Annotated in this window: 19 protein-coding genes; 7 read left to right on the top strand and 12 right to left on the bottom strand. The window is 39.1% G+C overall.

Annotated elements, in window-relative coordinates; genetic code table 11:
• Positions 1-105 precede the first annotated feature (105 nt).
• On the top strand, positions 106-450 hold the full coding sequence (locus tag HC000_RS00700) for an Hpt domain-containing protein (RefSeq protein ID WP_179806632.1): 345 nt from the start codon (positions 106-108) through the stop codon (positions 448-450).
• 130 nt (positions 451-580) lie between these two features.
• Complete coding sequence (locus HC000_RS00695) at positions 581-1,798, top strand: pyridoxal phosphate-dependent aminotransferase (RefSeq protein WP_089368185.1); 1,218 nt, start codon at positions 581-583, stop codon at positions 1,796-1,798.
• Positions 1,799-1,869: 71 nt separating this feature from the next.
• Here HC000_RS00695 and HC000_RS00690 read toward each other — a convergent pair whose 3' ends face one another.
• From HC000_RS00690 to HC000_RS00675, 4 genes are read right to left on the bottom strand one after another with little or no spacing between them, the layout of a single operon-like run.
• A complete protein-coding gene (locus HC000_RS00690; protein WP_011328005.1) occupies positions 1,870-2,337 on the bottom strand; it encodes a glycine zipper 2TM domain-containing protein in 468 nt (155 codons plus the stop codon).
• Positions 2,338-2,353: 16 nt separating this feature from the next.
• Entirely contained in the window at positions 2,354-2,974 is a 621-nt protein-coding gene (gene lpoB / locus HC000_RS00685; RefSeq protein WP_011328006.1) for a penicillin-binding protein activator LpoB, read from the bottom strand.
• An 11-nt stretch (positions 2,975-2,985) separates the two neighbouring features.
• Positions 2,986-3,411 carry a YcfL family protein gene (locus tag HC000_RS00680; protein WP_011328007.1) on the bottom strand — a complete coding sequence of 142 codons (426 nt, stop codon included), beginning with the start codon at positions 3,409-3,411 and terminating at the stop codon, positions 2,986-2,988.
• Between the two features lie 8 nt (positions 3,412-3,419).
• The gene (locus tag HC000_RS00675; protein WP_179806631.1) at positions 3,420-4,784 is read right to left on the bottom strand and encodes an adenine DNA methylase; all 1,365 of its coding nucleotides are present in this window, start codon (positions 4,782-4,784) and stop codon (positions 3,420-3,422) included.
• A 204-nt stretch (positions 4,785-4,988) separates the two neighbouring features.
• Here HC000_RS00675 and HC000_RS00670 point away from each other — a divergent pair, with 204 nt between their 5' ends.
• On the top strand, positions 4,989-5,861 hold the full coding sequence (locus tag HC000_RS00670) for a DMT family transporter (RefSeq protein ID WP_179806630.1): 873 nt from the start codon (positions 4,989-4,991) through the stop codon (positions 5,859-5,861).
• Here HC000_RS00670 and HC000_RS00665 read toward each other — a convergent pair.
• The 4 genes from HC000_RS00665 to HC000_RS00650 are packed head-to-tail and all read right to left on the bottom strand — an operon-like array spanning position 5,858 to position 8,517.
• A complete protein-coding gene (locus tag HC000_RS00665) occupies positions 5,858-6,541 on the bottom strand; it encodes a M15 family metallopeptidase (RefSeq protein ID WP_179806629.1) in 684 nt (227 codons plus the stop codon). The two genes, HC000_RS00670 and HC000_RS00665, sit on opposite strands and share 4 nt — an antisense overlap.
• Positions 6,541-7,671 (bottom strand): succinyl-diaminopimelate desuccinylase, encoded by a 1,131-nt coding sequence (dapE, locus tag HC000_RS00660; protein ID WP_011328012.1) that lies wholly within the window; start codon positions 7,669-7,671, stop codon positions 6,541-6,543. Before dapE ends, HC000_RS00665 begins: the two co-directional genes overlap by 1 nt.
• Entirely contained in the window at positions 7,671-8,015 is a 345-nt protein-coding gene (locus HC000_RS00655) for an ArsC family reductase (protein ID WP_086994314.1), read from the bottom strand. The genes dapE and HC000_RS00655 overlap by 1 nt, the downstream gene beginning before the upstream one ends.
• A 4-nt stretch (positions 8,016-8,019) precedes the next feature.
• Complete coding sequence (locus tag HC000_RS00650) at positions 8,020-8,517, bottom strand: PTS glucose transporter subunit IIA (protein WP_179806628.1); 498 nt, start codon at positions 8,515-8,517, stop codon at positions 8,020-8,022.
• Between the two features lie 538 nt (positions 8,518-9,055).
• Here HC000_RS00650 and yfbV point away from each other — a divergent pair.
• Complete coding sequence (yfbV, locus tag HC000_RS00645; protein WP_011328017.1) at positions 9,056-9,502, top strand: terminus macrodomain insulation protein YfbV; 447 nt, start codon at positions 9,056-9,058, stop codon at positions 9,500-9,502.
• Between the two features lie 13 nt (positions 9,503-9,515).
• Here the strand turns inward: yfbV and HC000_RS00640 are convergent, their stop codons facing one another.
• From HC000_RS00640 to xthA, 3 genes are read right to left on the bottom strand one after another with little or no spacing between them, the layout of a single operon-like run.
• Complete coding sequence (locus HC000_RS00640; protein ID WP_179806627.1) at positions 9,516-10,337, bottom strand: L-histidine N(alpha)-methyltransferase; 822 nt, start codon at positions 10,335-10,337, stop codon at positions 9,516-9,518.
• Entirely contained in the window at positions 10,334-10,981 is a 648-nt protein-coding gene (locus tag HC000_RS00635) for an energy-coupling factor ABC transporter permease (RefSeq protein ID WP_041454686.1), read from the bottom strand. Before HC000_RS00635 ends, HC000_RS00640 begins: the two co-directional genes overlap by 4 nt.
• A gap of 4 nt (positions 10,982-10,985) precedes the next feature.
• Entirely contained in the window at positions 10,986-11,792 is an 807-nt protein-coding gene (gene xthA / locus HC000_RS00630; protein ID WP_011328020.1) for an exodeoxyribonuclease III, read from the bottom strand.
• 313 nt (positions 11,793-12,105) lie between these two features.
• On the opposite strand from xthA, the gene HC000_RS00625 reads away from it, so the two are divergent.
• The 3 genes from HC000_RS00625 to rluB all read left to right on the top strand — a co-directional run bounded on the left by HC000_RS00625 (position 12,106) and on the right by rluB (position 14,239).
• The gene (locus HC000_RS00625) at positions 12,106-12,627 is read left to right on the top strand and encodes a calcium-binding protein (RefSeq protein WP_058373266.1); all 522 of its coding nucleotides are present in this window, start codon (positions 12,106-12,108) and stop codon (positions 12,625-12,627) included.
• Between the two features lie 152 nt (positions 12,628-12,779).
• Entirely contained in the window at positions 12,780-13,370 is a 591-nt protein-coding gene (gene scpB, locus HC000_RS00620) for an SMC-Scp complex subunit ScpB (RefSeq protein ID WP_086994328.1), read from the top strand.
• On the top strand, positions 13,367-14,239 hold the full coding sequence (gene rluB / locus HC000_RS00615; RefSeq protein WP_011328023.1) for a 23S rRNA pseudouridine(2605) synthase RluB: 873 nt from the start codon (positions 13,367-13,369) through the stop codon (positions 14,237-14,239). Before scpB ends, rluB begins: the two co-directional genes overlap by 4 nt.
• A 285-nt stretch (positions 14,240-14,524) precedes the next feature.
• Here rluB and HC000_RS00610 read toward each other — a convergent pair whose 3' ends face one another.
• Positions 14,525-15,271, bottom strand: coding sequence for a YciK family oxidoreductase (locus HC000_RS00610; protein ID WP_011328024.1), 747 nt, complete (start codon positions 15,269-15,271; stop codon positions 14,525-14,527).
• Between the last annotated feature and the right edge of the window lie 17 nt (positions 15,272-15,288).

Below are 15,288 nucleotides of genomic sequence, written 5' to 3'. Positions count from 1 at the left end.
TAATTATACATTTATAAGGTAATTAAGTTGGATTTTTTTACGCTTAGCTATAGAGTGTTATAGATTAAGGTTAATTAAGTATAGATTGTTTTTAAGGGTTAAAATATGACAGAAGTAAGTATTAACGAAGCAGCATTAGAGAGTATGAAATCGTTATTAGGTGAGCAATTTGCAGCTACTCTCGACTTTTGTTGTGTGGAATTTGAGCGCTTAGGCTCAGAAGTGTTGGCCACAATAGGGCAAGACAAGGAAGCCTCGGTGCGCCACGCTCATAGTTTAAAGTCGAATGCGGCTCAATTTGGTGCCGATAGCTTGGCCGCGGTAGCGGGTGAAATTGAACAAAGTTTAAATAACGATAACTTAGCTCAAGCCACTGCTGCATCAGCGCAGTTAATGACGCAAGTGGCGCAATCTCAAACGCTATTAAATAACTGGTTGGCATCACGTTAAGCAGATAAGTAAAGGCGTAGGTTTAGGCATTAAACATGAATTTATTTCAGTATTAAGTTACTAAATTGACTAGTGTTTTACGTCTTTACTAAGTTATTCTAAGGGTTATTCGTGCCCTTTAGAGGTAGTAATGTCAGAAATTAAAATGAGTCATAAATTAGACGGTGTCTGTTATGACATTCGCGGCCCTGTTTTAGTGCAAGCTAAAAAAATGGAAGACGAAGGCCAAAAAGTTTTAAAGCTAAACATTGGTAATCCGGCTGCGTTTGGCTTTGATATGCCAGAAGATATGCACCGCGATATTATTCGCAATTTATATTCAGCCCAAGGTTATTGTGATTCTAAAGGGCTTTATTCGGCGCGGGTGGCTATTTATCAGCATTATCAACAACGCGGTTTATATAATTTAGATGTAGATAACATTTATATTGGCAATGGCGTTAGCGAACTGATTCAAATGGTTACGCAGGCATTGTTAAATAATGACGATGAAGTGCTTATCCCCGCTCCCGATTACCCTCTGTGGACCGCTGCAGTTAAGCTCTCTGGTGGCAATCCGGTGCATTATTTATGTGATGAAGAGCAAGATTGGTTTCCGGATATTGCGGATATAAAAAGTAAAATCACCTCTAAAACCAAAGCATTAGTATTGATCAACCCAAATAACCCGACAGGGGCTGTGTATAGCGATGATTTACTGCAGCAGTTAATTGACATAGCGCGTGAGCACAAGTTACTACTGTTAAGTGATGAAATTTACGAAAAGATTTTATACGACGGCATTACGCATAGCTCAATTGGTGCACTGTGCGACGATGTGCCTATTATTACCTTTAACGGTTTAGCAAAAACGTACCGTGCTGCTGGCCTAAGAATGGGCTGGATGGTGTTAAGTGGGCGTACGTCGGTTATGAGTGACTTACGCAAAGGCCTAGAAATTTTATCATCTATGCGTTTGTGCGCTAACGTACCTGCTCAATATGCCATTCAACAAGCATTGGGCGGAGTACAATCAATCGACAACCTAATTAATCCAGGCGGGCGTTTGTATGTACAGCGTGATATAGCGTGGCGCGGGCTCAATGCAATAGAGGGTATTAGCTGCGTAAAACCAAAAGGTGCCTTATATGCTTTTGCTAAAGTAGATACCGCGCGCTTTAATATTAAAAGCGATGAGCAAATGATGTTTGATTTACTCAAAGCCGAAAAAATATTACTGGTGCATGGGCGTGCATTTAACTGGCCTGAGCCTGATCATTTTAGATTGGTGTTTTTACCCAACAAAGATGATTTAACGGATGCGATGACTAAAATGCAGCGCTTTTTTAAAGATTACCGACAAGGCTAACTTTTAAAACACACAAAAAACGAGCCAATTTAGGCTCGTTTTTACTTATGCTAAAGTTAATATAATTGCTATTAATAGGCTTTATCAACACGTACGCTGTTATCGTTTAAATACACCAGCCTTACACTATCGCCTTTGCTAAAGCGCATTGATTGGTCTTGATTTTGAACCACCATAAATTGATCGCCATTTTCAACTTGTATTAATAACTCTACTAAACGAGTTTGTTGGTAATGGCTTTTTTGCTGTTGATTATGCGCTACATTGCCGCCTATCACTGAGCCCAAAATAGTAGCAACAGTACGCCCGCTGCCACCGCCAAACTGATTACCAACAACGCCGCCAAGCAAAGCGCCGCCAAATGTTTTCCAACCACTACTTTGATCTTGTACTAGCTCTTGCTCAGTAATATTACGCACTGATTGCACATCGCCAAATAGCACTTGTTGTACTGCTACTGCTTTATTGCGCTCGTAATTAGCCAATGCAGGTGCGCTAATCGTAAGTAATGTACACATTAATACAGTAATCGCTTTCATAATTAACTCCTATTGACTACCAGCCAAAGGTTGATTTTTCTTTCGTTTTACGAATTTCTGTTTCGTCAGCCCATTCAACTAAGCCACTTTCCATATCCATTAAACGCATGGTAAATTTATAGTATACGTCTGATTTGTCAGCATTGGATTTAACTATGCTTGATAAGTTGCCGTACAGCATATACTGCGCACCAATTTGTTTACCAAATGCCACAGCAGTCGTGGGGTTAACTAATGCATCTTCGTTTTGAAATTTAAGCTGCTCACGTATAGCTTCAACTCGGGTCATATCAACAAATCTAAATTTTCCGCTACGCAGTAACTGAGTTGAAATAGAGTCGGTGATTGATTCGGTATCAATGTGCTCGCTGGTTTTGTTTTTAATTCTTTCAACAAATACCACAGGGCGTTTATTGGCGGTCATGGTGCCAACAACCGGAGAGCTTAATAGTGAATCGGTCATTTGGCTGGCTACTTTTTGTAAATCGGTAGAGCCAAAGTTAATGTCAGTGGTTTCTACGGCTTGTGCGTCGCCATAACTAACTACCGCTTTATTTGCACAACCACTTAATACTAATGCACTTAAACCAATAAGCGCGTAAGTTGAAGCTGTTTTGAATTTTTTACGTATGATCATTGTTATTTCCTTTATTCTTTAAATTCTTGCGCATCGGTAGACACTTCTCTTACTGCTAATGAGAAGGTAACTGCATCTGGGCTGGGTGCTAGGCCTGATAATTGTGTTTGTGCAAAGCCAAATAAGGTAATTGCTTGCCAAGGGGAGTGATTGCCCTTAATAACAAAGCCGTCTTTGTCGTACCAATTAAATTGATACTGTAAGTATTGCGACTTTTTATATTGGCTTGCTAAGGTAACTACCACGTCAGTTAATTGGTTTGTTTGACGTGTTTTTACGTCACTAATAGCTAGTTTCTCACCAAGCTCTGGGTTATCAACACGTAGTTGCTGATTAAATGTTTTATTACCTTGCTCAATTGCTATACCCGATGTGTCTGGTTTGCCAGCACAGGCACTGAGTATTAAAACCGCAAATAATGGCATTATGTATCTCATAATCGCTCCTAGAGTTGTACTACATGATAATTAAAGTAGTTATTTATAGAGGTTAGATAAATTAAGGTTAACCTTTGCTTACTAACGGTAAAATTTATTGGCGCTTGCGTGCCTATGGTTAATGAATGTGCGCCGCTGTTTAAGCTACTTCGCGCCACACTTATTTGATTTGGTAGCGTGAGCCAACTGCGTGTATCGGCTTGCTCAGAGGCTAAGTTATAAATGTTCGCAATTATATTCCCTACGTCTCCGGTGCTACGCGCCAGTTCGGCTCGTACTTTTTCTTTGGCGACTAAACGCAGTATTTGCCGCGCTATTCTGGCAGGTATTTGATCTTCTAACGTTTTAGCAGCCAGTGATTCTATGTGCACTAGCGGGCTTAATACTAAGTTTTGGGCATTAATACTGATGTTATTAATGCTACGAACATAGGCGTTGTCTTTATAAACTGGCATAGCTAAGCTATAAAAACGTGCATTACCACCAGAGGTAAAAATAGGTAAACGTAATTTAAATTCGTGTTGCTTAGGCACTAAGCCTTGTTCAAATAATATAACTACTTCGCCTTGTTCAGACGGTATATTTGCTGCCTCACCAAAGCGCTTTTTAAAGTCGCTTAGGTCTTGATCAAAGCCTTGTTTTTTAGCAAGGCGAAGTACATCACGTTGCAAATAAATATTGTTGGGTTGTATTTCGAGTGCTTTTTTATAGTCAATGTAGGCATCATCATACTGTTTACTGCTTTGGTACAATAAAGCGGATAAATAAAAAGTATAAGCATTTTGAAAGCCATTTTTAACGTCTCGGGTAACCTTACTCATACTTGGATAATGCTGCTGCGCTTCTTTTGTAGCGGAATCTAGCGCTGCCTGATTTTGAATAAGTGCGTCTACTTGTACTTTATTAGCTCGCCTAACTTCAACTAATGCACCTTCAACATCATTTTTATATACGTAATTAAGCGCTTTATAACTATGCAGCATGCTCATTTCATAAGGGGCGGGTATATAAGTAATAGCCGAGTCGTTGGTAAATAAAGCATTACTTTGTTCAAGCCCACTACTGAGCTGAACTTTGGCAGCCTCGCGCTTGTTTTGTACTTGTTGATAAACGTTTTCAAATTGGCTTTGCGCATCGGTTTGCATATTAGCTAAGTCGGCAAGGCGCGCTTGCTCTAATTGATTAAGTAAGTAGCTACTGTGCATACTACTATTTTTAGCAATAAGCGACTGCGCTTGCGCTATGTTGTTACTCTCTATTGCTTGTCTTACAGGGGTTACTTGAGTCGCATAGTCATTAAATAGATCGCTAAATCCTATGGTACTACAACCACTTAAAATAAAACAAAAACTAAATATTAAGCTACGGCGCACTGAGCACTCCTTTAAATTTACTTAATAAGATTAACATACACCCATTAAAAAAATATGTGAAATATTGTAAAAAAGCGTAGCATAACTGCCGAGCAGTGAACGAAGCGTTAATCGTATTAATATTGTAATGTTATTATAATAACTAAATCTAAAAATCATTAAATTAGCAGTGTTAACTGTACTTATTTTAGCTAAGGATTGTTTTTGAAAACAACGTTGTACACTTTAAGTGCTTTAATTGCGTTTGCCGCTAACTCTTTATTGTGCAGAATGGCGCTCGCACAAGGGTATATAGATGCATGGAACTTTACTGTTATTCGCTTACTTAGCGGGGCTGTATGTTTAGCCATTATTATGCTGCTTTATACTAATACTACAAAACGTAATGGTACGTTTAATAGCGAAATATTAAAAGATACAGGAAGTTGGCGAAGTAGTATTAGTTTGCTTGTTTATGCATTGTGTTTTTCTATCGCGTATATAGAGCTTGATACCGGCACTGGTGCACTTATTTTATTTTCCGCGGTACAACTTACTATGATTGGCTGGGGAATTTATAAAAAAGAGCAATTGAGTCTATTACAATGGTTGGCATTTATAAGCGCTTTTGCCGGTTTTGTTTATTTAATGTTGCCCTCTGCAGCAATACCTTCATTATTTGGAGCGACCCTTATGGCCATTAGTGGCATAGCGTGGGGTGTTTATAGTATACGAGGCAAAGCTTGTATATCACCACTGAGAACCTCTGCATTTAACTTTATTCGCAGCTTAGTTGCTTTGCCTATATTGCTAATAATAGGTATGGGTTATATAAAAAGTATCCGCATAGAAGGGGTGTTACTTGCATCTGCCAGTGGCGCAATAGCTTCAGGTATTGGTTACAGTATTTGGTATACGGCAATGCCAAAATTAAAAAGCACCCAAGCAGCAGTGGTGCAGCTATGTGTACCTGTGCTTGCTGCCATTGCGGGCGTGGTGTTTTTATCTGAGCAGTTAACCGTGCAATTTATAGTTGCCAGCAGTGTTATTTTGGGGGCAGTGCTGGTATTTACGCTCAATAAAAAACAGCCCTGTTAAACAGGGCTAACGTTTATTATAAAGCGCTCATAAAGCATGGGTAAGTTGGCTAAAATAGCCTCTTTGGCTAATAGGTCACTATTACTTATACACTCATGAAGTACTTGCAGACTAAGCATATTAACCAGTAATTGCGACTGCTTAATATGGCTAATATGCCAAAGCTCGGGGGCTACACCACCTAAGTCATGCTGATAAGGCCGATAAAACCCAAATAGTGCTAAGTTAGCATCTAGCCAGTCGCTCAGTGGGGCAAATGGGCCGCTTTGTTGATATTCATCGGGCGTGAGTTGCAACTGGTAATCATCACTCACTGCCGCTTTATCAAACACATCTAAATCGGTCCCTAAATGATGCCTACTTGCGCCAGGCAGTGCAGAGTAGAGCATAATGGCAATACATTTATCTATATCGCTTAAGTTATCTAATTCAACAACTTGCTGTTGTTTATTATAAACAGGGCGTGCACCTGAAAATTTAGCGTTAAAAATAGCCGCTTGGCGGTTAAAGTCACGAAAGCTGGAAGCTATTGTAAGCTCAAACCCTGCTGTTTTTGCGGCACTTTGCAGTGCTAAAAAATCATTAACGATATTGCAGTGCAAACGATGATTTTGAATTTGGGTTAAATGCGTATCACTTTGTCCTGTAATACACATTGTGGTTGTTTTTTTTGAGTCCATTACGTTAGTAGGTTTTCTAAAATTTGCTCGTAAATATCGCACAGTGCAATTAAGTCATCGGTACTTACACATTCATCTACTTTATGAATAGTGGCATTGCGCGGGCCAAGCTCAATTACTTTAGCGCCGGTTTGAGCAATAAAACGCCCATCTGATGTACCGCCAGTCGTTTCTAGATTTGTTGTTAAACCGGTTACCGATTTAATTGCCTTTACTGTGGCGTCAACCAGTGGGCCGTGCTCTGTTAAAAACGGTTGGCCGTTTACAATCCAGCTTAATTCATAATTTAAATTATGCTGCTGTAAAATAGCGTTAACGCGTTGTTGTAATTGCGTATGAGTAACTTCAGTACTAAACCTAAAGTTAAACTGTACTTCTAACTCCCCGGGGATCACATTACCGGCCCCAGTGCCGCCATTTATATTTGAAATTTGAAAACTAGTGGCGGGAAAGTACTCGTTACCGTGATCCCATACTGTTTGGCTTAGCTCAGTGAGTGCAGGGGTAGTTAAATGAATAGGGTTTTGCGCTAACTGCGGGTATGCCACATGCCCTTGTATACCTTTAACAGTTAAAAAGCCGGTCAGTGAGCCTCGGCGTCCATTTTTAACTACATCGCCTAATACATCACGAGATGAAGGCTCACCAACTAAACACATATCTATTTTTTCACCGCGAGCTTCAAGAGTGTCAATTACCCGAGTAGTGCCGTTTATAAATGGGCCTTCTTCATCTGAAGTAATTAAAAAAGAAATAGAGCCTTTATGGTCTGGGTGCTTTGTTACAAAACGTTCAGTAGCAACCAGCATAGCTGCCAATGAGCCTTTCATATCGGCTGCACCGCGCCCGTGTAATAAACCATTTTCAACTAGGCCAGAAAATGGCGGGTACTGCCAGTTTTTCTCAGGGCCTGTGGGGACTACATCGGTGTGCCCGGCAAAACAAAAATGTGGCGATTGCGTCCCTTTGCGTGCCCAAGTATTTAAGGTATCGGTAAAAAATAACGATTCGATGTTAAAGCCAACTGCTTGCAATCTATCGTTCATCATTTGCTGGCAGCCAGCATCTTCAGGTGTTACTGATTCGCGTTGTATTAAGGCTTGCGCTAGAGCGATTACGTCATTTGTCATTATTTAAAAATCTCATCGTATTGTGCTGCTTTAAAACCTAAGTGGTACTCGTTATTATTAACCAGTACAGGGCGTTTTATCATTGCAGGCTGCTCAACTAATAACGGTATCGCTTTTTCTTTAGTTAAGCTTTGTTTTTCATCATCGCTTAAAGCGCGATAAGTGGTGCCACGCTTGTTTACAAGCTGCTCCCAATCAAGTTTATCAGCAAAGTTGCTAACCATACTCTCGTTTACGCCATCTTTGCGATAGTCATGAAAAGTAAACTCAATGTTGTTATCGGTTAAGTATTTTTTAGCTTTTTTTATAGTGTCGCAATTGCTTATGCCGTAAAGGGTGATCATAAATCTACTTCTTTTTAATAATAGTTAATAAAGTATCGACACCCGCATTTACCTGCAAGTGTGAAAAGTGAAATGTACCTAGGCTGTGGCCATTGAGCAAAATTAAACTTGCTAGCATAGGTGTATCAAGTTCGCGTAAATCAAAATAAGCAAGGCGTTGGCCTTTACTTATTTTGCTACCATTTAACTGAGCTATGTGGGTATGGGTAATGTGTTGCGAGCTCGCAATAGTTAAATTAATCAGTACTTTTAGGCCGTTTTTAGCTTGTAAAATAAATTCGGTGCCGGCATTTTTTGCCTGCAGCAAAGTGCCGTCAAACGGGGCTAATATTTTATGGTTGTTTAGCTGTACCATAATACCTGGGCCTAATGTGCCAAAGCGAAAAAGTGGTTCGGGGTGTTCGTTAAGTGCTATTACTTTTCCTGAAAATGGGCTAGTAATATTAATGGCATGACGAGGTAATTTATTCTGAGCTAAATAATCTATTGTTTGCGGTTTCATAAGTCACTCAAAAATTACGTTATAGCCATCTTTTTTCAAAGCGGTAATAGCTAAATCTACGGTGTGTTTTTTTACTAATATATAATCGGTATCGACTGTACTATGCAATTGTAATGCTTTTTTTGATATTAAAAGCCCGACGAACAGCAATAACTATAAGGTTATAGTATAGATCATTAACCTTAAATTAAAGCAGTAACAGCAACTAAGCTAGTTGTGGTTACGTTAGCAAAAGTGAGGTTAATTATGTTGTCCACATTTTCTGTGGATAACTGTGGGAATTGTGGCGTATAAGTGGCTTAACGTACTGATTATAATGTTTAAAATTATTAGTTTAGAAAAGATCCATTTAGCACTTAACAGCGTATGTATTAATATTGAGACGAAATATGTTCAAACAAAAGGCCTTAAAGTATGAGTGATTTTTTACTCGTTTAGTGTGTTTTTATGAAAATTCCATATAAAATAATTTGTGTTACACTATCATGATAACAACCAATGTTATTGGTAGTGTTGATATTATGTATGAGGAGTCATGATGCAAAAAAGTGTGATGTCGCAAGTACAAATAGGGCGTGTGTACGCTAAAAAATGGCCAATGCGAAAAGAATTAGCTCCTTTGTTTGCTGAGTTTAAAGTAATAAAGGCGACAGAGTTGGCGATTACGGTAATGCCAATATTAGCCATGCTAACGTTATTTTTTCAGTTAAATTACCTTGGCTCTGACTTTTTACCGCAAGCAATTGCAAGCGCGCTTTTTTTTATATCGCTCCCTTTACAAGGTTTGTTATGGTTAGGAAAACGAGCGCAAACCGAGTTAGAGCCTGCTATGCAACGTTGGTATAACGAGCTTTATGCTAAAATGGTGGCTAATGGCTATCAAGCACAGCGCAGCGAAAAAAAGCCCCGTTACTTGGAGCTTGAAGAATTACTTAACGATATGTTTGATAAAATGGACAAAACGTTCACTAAAGAGCAATTTTAAGCGCCTGTTGCCTTTATATGTGCGCAACAGCTATGCTTTTATCTCTTGTGAATTGTGTAATATAAAACGATAAGGTGACATTATGTTCACCTTTTTCTTCGAGTGCTAGCCAGTGCTCGGGTCTGAACTTCCACGCGAATGGTGTCATCATTATTAAGTTTTTAACGTCGCTAAAGTTTAAGGTAACTTGCTCAGTGATGAGTGTTTGCGATGTTTGTGTAAACATTGCAGGTACTTCTATTTGTGTATGTTCATTAACACTTGAGTAAATATACTCTTTTAACTCTTTTAAATGCTGAGGTCCGGGGCTTGCCACTACGAGTGTTGAACCGGGTTTAGCAAGTCTTGCTAGTTCTTGAGTAAATAATGGTGCGAATACACTGACCAATACATCGGCAAAGTAGCTTTTAAAAGGTGCTTGTCTAATGGATGCCACGCTAAAGTGACAATTGCTGTAGCGTTTTGCCGCATATTTTACCGCCGCCTTCGATATATCAACCCCGTACACAGTAGCTTGGGTATTACTAGCTAAAGCTTGGGTATAAAATCCTTCACCACACCCTAAGTCAATAATATTATTAGCTGCTATATTACTAATAATTTGGCCAAGTTCGTGCTGTAAAAAGGCATAATAGTTGCGCTCTAAAAAAGCGCGCCTAGCTTGCACCATTTCTAATGAGTCACCAGGTTGTTTTGAGTTTTTTTGCTGTACAGGCAATAAATTTACATAGCCTTCTTTTGCAAAGTCAAAACTATGGTTGTTTTCACAGCGAAGCATATTAGCTGTTTTTATTAGTAAGTTGCTACACAGTGGGCAGCTATATTCAAGACTCATGAGCCTAGGTAGTCCTTATCGTAAAAAGTTTTTACCCAATGTGGGCGATAAGTGATCATAATTGTAATAGCCATACCGTTTAACATGGCTTCTGGCAGCCAAATAATAGCGCTTAAGTAAACGTAATTATCTGCTAATTGTTGCCAGCTATATTGACCAATAGCAAGATAAAATAATGCCCCTAAAGCTATTTTTATACAGGCGATAAACCCAGCCGTAATAAACGCACATACAAATATATAAACAAAAAAGTGGCGCGGTAAATACTGATAACTAACAATAAAAGCCAAGTAGCTCAATAAAATAGGAATAAATGCGCCAATAAGCAATTGCACTGGCAGTAACTCAAACTCAATTAAACCAAATGCGGCTAATAGCGCCGTTGCCAGAACACTACTTAAAATAGTTAAACGCCAACCGAGTATAAGTGTAGCTGCAGTAATACCTAAAATATGTAAATCAAGGCCCGTTAAAATACCAGCTTTAATGCGCCATAAAACAGCAAACACCAACGCACATGCAAGTACTCCTGTTTGGCGTATGGGTACATTGTAGAGTGCTTTATAGGTCGCTTTATCAATACTAAATAAGCTTATAGCGATTACAAGGGCCCAAAGTAGCCCTTGCATTGGGAGGCTAAGCATAGGGTTATTTAAATTCAGACCAAATAGGGGCATGATCTGATGGCTTTTCGATGCCACGTAATTCGTAATCTATACCTGTGTCTATACAACGTGCGGCTAGCTCATGTGTTGCAAGTACAACATCAATTCGTAGGCCTCGGTTATCTAAAAACCCTTTTGAGCGGTAGTCAAACCACGAGTATTGATCGCTGGTTTCTGGGTTTTGCTCTCTAAAGGTGTCTTTAAAGCCCCAATTAAGTAATGTTGCCAGCCATTCACGCTCTATCGGTTGAAAAGAACATTTACCGGTTTTTAACCAACGTTTAGCATTTACTTCGCCAATACCTATATCTAGGTTGGTAGGTGAAATATTAATATCGCCCATTACAATCACGTCTTCATCAGGGGTATGATTTGTTTGCAGGTGGGTCATTAAATCTTTATAAAACTGACGTTTATATGGGAACTTGGTTTCGTGATTAATGTTTTCACCTTGCGGGAAATAACCATTCATTACCGTTAAATCACGGCCATTGTCTTGCTCTACGGTAACACTGATCATGCGTTTTTGTGATTCTTCAGTATCAGTGGCAAAGCCTTTAAATACCGATTTAGGTTCTTTTTTGCATAACATAGCCACGCCGTAATGGGCTTTTTGGCCATGATAATAAACGTGATATCCCATTTTTTGTACATCTTCTAGTGGGAACGCTTCGTCATGAACTTTAATTTCTTGTAGGCCAATAATATCGGGTTGATGTTTGTCGATAATAGCTTGTAATTGATGAAGACGCGCACGCAGACCATTGATATTGAAAGAAATCACTTTCATAGCATATACCTTAAAATTGGTTCTATATAATGCGTTAAATTATATCAGTAAATACACTTACATAACACGCCCGAAACAAGGAAGTTATTGGCTGAACTTTTAAGTGTAAAAACACTCGCTGTAATGTCCGGTATTACACCAATATTTTTGCAAAAATTACAAGGCATGAAGCAAAGCTTTCATTACTATAATGTATTACGTTAGTTTTTTACTTATATTTTAGTTGTAACCAATTGATTTTAAGGGGTTAGTGTTTTTGGCATTTAACTTGTATTAGTTAAAGTGACATTAATTAACTACAAGGATACGTCTTATGAAAAAGTTAACATTAGCCTCTACTATTTTAGCAACGTTAAGCTTAGCAGCTTGTGCATCTAACCAAGGGTTAGATAAAATTGATAGTGACTTTGCAAGTTTAGATAACGATAGTGATGGTTTTATTTCGAAAGTTGAAGCCGATGACGATAATATTTGGCAACACTTTTCAAATATTGATACCAATATGGATAATCAAATAAGTCGCAATGAATTTAATGCGTACATGCAATTAAATACCGGAAAAGTTGCCACAGACAGTGAAGTAAGCGAATCAGCATTTAAAGCGGATATTACTAAATTTGATAAAATACAAAGCAGTTTCTCGAGTTTAGATAACGATAAAAGTGGCTATATTTCGGTAGAAGAAGCAGACGATGATGATATTTCAAATCACTTTGGCTATATGGATGTAAATAAAGACAAGCGTGTTAGCAAACGTGAATTTGTAACTTACATAAAAAAATATGGCAATGCAGTCGCTGAAGACGACGCACTTAAAAGCGCCAATAACAGCTAAGCACACCATTTTAAAGTGTGAGGAAGGAGCCAGTGCTGTGCACTGGCTTTTTTTGTGGCTTTGATTTACTAAATTGCTCGATATGTTTTCCTACTTTGCTGTAGTTCTGGCATAATAGTTTGCTGTGTGTGTTTATTAGTTTAAGAGCGTTTATGGTGGGTCGGCGAGTTAGTGATGAGCAATTAATTGAGATCATTGAAGCGGCGATTTTTGTTGCTGACAAACCATTAAGTAAACGTCATCTAAAGGATGTTGTTTTAGCCGATTTAGCAATATCTATGGTGCGTATAAACGATGCAATAACAGCAATACAAACACATTTTCAGACCCGTGGTATTCGTTTGGTAGAAGTAGGCAGTGGTTATCGTTTTCAGGCATGTAGTAGCTTAAGCCCTTGGCTAAGTAATTTATGGCAAGAACGCGCGCCCAAATATTCGCGTGCTTTGCTCGAAACATTATCGCTAATTGCTTATAGGCAACCAATTACACGCGCCGAAATTGAACAAGTGCGTGGTGTTACTACGGGGTCAAATATTATTAAAACACTACTCGAAAGAGAGTGGGTTAAAGTGGTAGGCCACAAAGAAGTGCCGGGTAAGCCGGCGCTATATGCGACTACTAAACAATTTTTAGATTATTTTTCGATAACAGGTTTAGATAATTTACCTGCCTTGCCAGAGCAACAGCAAAGTAAAATTAACCAGTTATTAAGTGATCCTTCTGTGAGAGAACCATCCGAATGAGTGTTATACAAGGTGAAAAGTTACAAAAAGTCCTAGCCCGTGCTGGCGTAGGCTCACGCCGTGAAATGGAAAAATACATTGATGCAAACCGCGTTAGCGTTAACGGCAAAGTGGCTAAATTAGGCGATCGTGTTGAAGAAACAGATTCAATTCGCGTTGATGGCCATACAGTAAAAATTGAAGAAAAAGCGGATAGAATTTGTCGCGTAATTATGTATAACAAGCCTGAAGGTGAGTTAAGCACGCGTAAAGATCCTGAAGGTCGTCGTACTGTATTTGACCGGCTTCCTCGTATTGATGGCGAGCGCTGGATTGCGGTTGGCCGATTAGATATTAATACCGCAGGCTTGATGCTATTTACTAACGATGGTGAATTAGCAAACCGACTCATGCACCCAAGTTACGAGGTTGAACGTGAATACTCAGCCCGTGTATTTGGTGAAGTAACCAAAGAAACCATTAAAAACTTAACCCGTGGTGTTGAACTTGAAGATGGCCCAGCAAAATTTCTAACGGTTAACCCTATGGGCGGTGAAGGTATAAACCGTTGGTACAATGTAACGCTTAATGAAGGACGTAACCGAGAAGTTCGTCGTTTATGGCAATCACAAGAGGTGGAAGTTTCTCGCCTGATCCGTATTCGTTACGGTAAATTAGAGCTGGATAAGCGCGTACCACAAGGTGGTTGGATTGAATACGACCTAGACACTGTAAACTATTTACGTAAAACAGTTAAGTTAGGACGTGAAACACAAACTAAGCTTTCTGTAATGCCTGAAAAACGCAAAGATAAGCGTGCCAAAATAAACCAAATACGTAAAGCGGTTAAAAAGCACAATCAGCGTGTTAAACCAACTAAACGTAAGTAACCTGCTATTTAGTTAAATTAACCTGAGCTCCGGATAATAAACTTATCTCAAGCAGCTATTTTCAGCGCTAACTGCGTTGAATTTACTTGCAATAGGCCAGCTATTGACGCGTAAATTCGCCTTGTTTTCACTGAAAACCTCTGGCTAGAGAAAATAAAATTAAATATAACGATGATTCAATATGTTAGTAAATCTCTTAACCAGAGTTCAGGTTAAATTAGTTAGGCATTAAAAAAGCCGCTCAAAATTTTGAGCGGCTTTTTTGTATCTACATTAGAGTAATAGCTATTTTTTTACTTGTGCGTCAAGCGACTCGCCATTCACATTACTCGAATCATCACTCATTAAATATAAGTAAGTAGGCATTAAGTCTTCAGGTGTTGCAAGTTTATCTCGGTCTTCACCAGGATAAGCACTAGCGCGCATTGAAGTGCGTGTAGCACCAGGGTTAATACAATTAATACGTATATTGGTTTTACCTACTTCACATGCCCATGTTTGCATCATGCCCTCTACAGCAAATTTCGAAATAGCATAAGGCCCCCAAAATTCGCGACCTTTACGGCCCACGCCAGATGATGTAAATACCACGGATGCATTTTTAGATTTGCGCAGTACCGGAAACAGCGCTTTAGTGATCATAGCTTGCGCGGTGACATTAACCTTCATTATGTTTTCAAAAGTTGACGAGCAAAAGTGCTCAAGTGGCCCTAACGTGCCTAAAATGCCCGCATTATTTAATAAACCATCAAGACAGCCAAATTGAGACTCTATAGTGGCAGCTAGATCGCGGTAGTTTTGCTTAGTTGCGCCTTTTAAATCCATAGGGACTATTGCCGGTTGTGGATAACCTGCTTTAACAATTTCATCATAAACACATTCTAGTTTATTAGTTGTTTTGCCTAATAAAATAACAGTTGCGCCGTATTTAGCGTATGTAATTGCAGCTACTCGGCCAATTCCATCACCTGCGCCGGTGATTAAAATAACTTTATCTTTAAGTGCATTTTCAGCAGCTTGATAGGTGTTCATAAAAGTACCCATGGATG

Source organism: Pseudoalteromonas sp. MIP2626, from assembly GCF_013414205.1.
GTDB lineage: Bacteria > Pseudomonadota > Gammaproteobacteria > Enterobacterales > Alteromonadaceae > Pseudoalteromonas > Pseudoalteromonas nigrifaciens.
The sequence above is the reverse complement of the archived record's forward strand: the minus strand, read 5'-3'. Positions and strand labels throughout refer to the sequence as shown.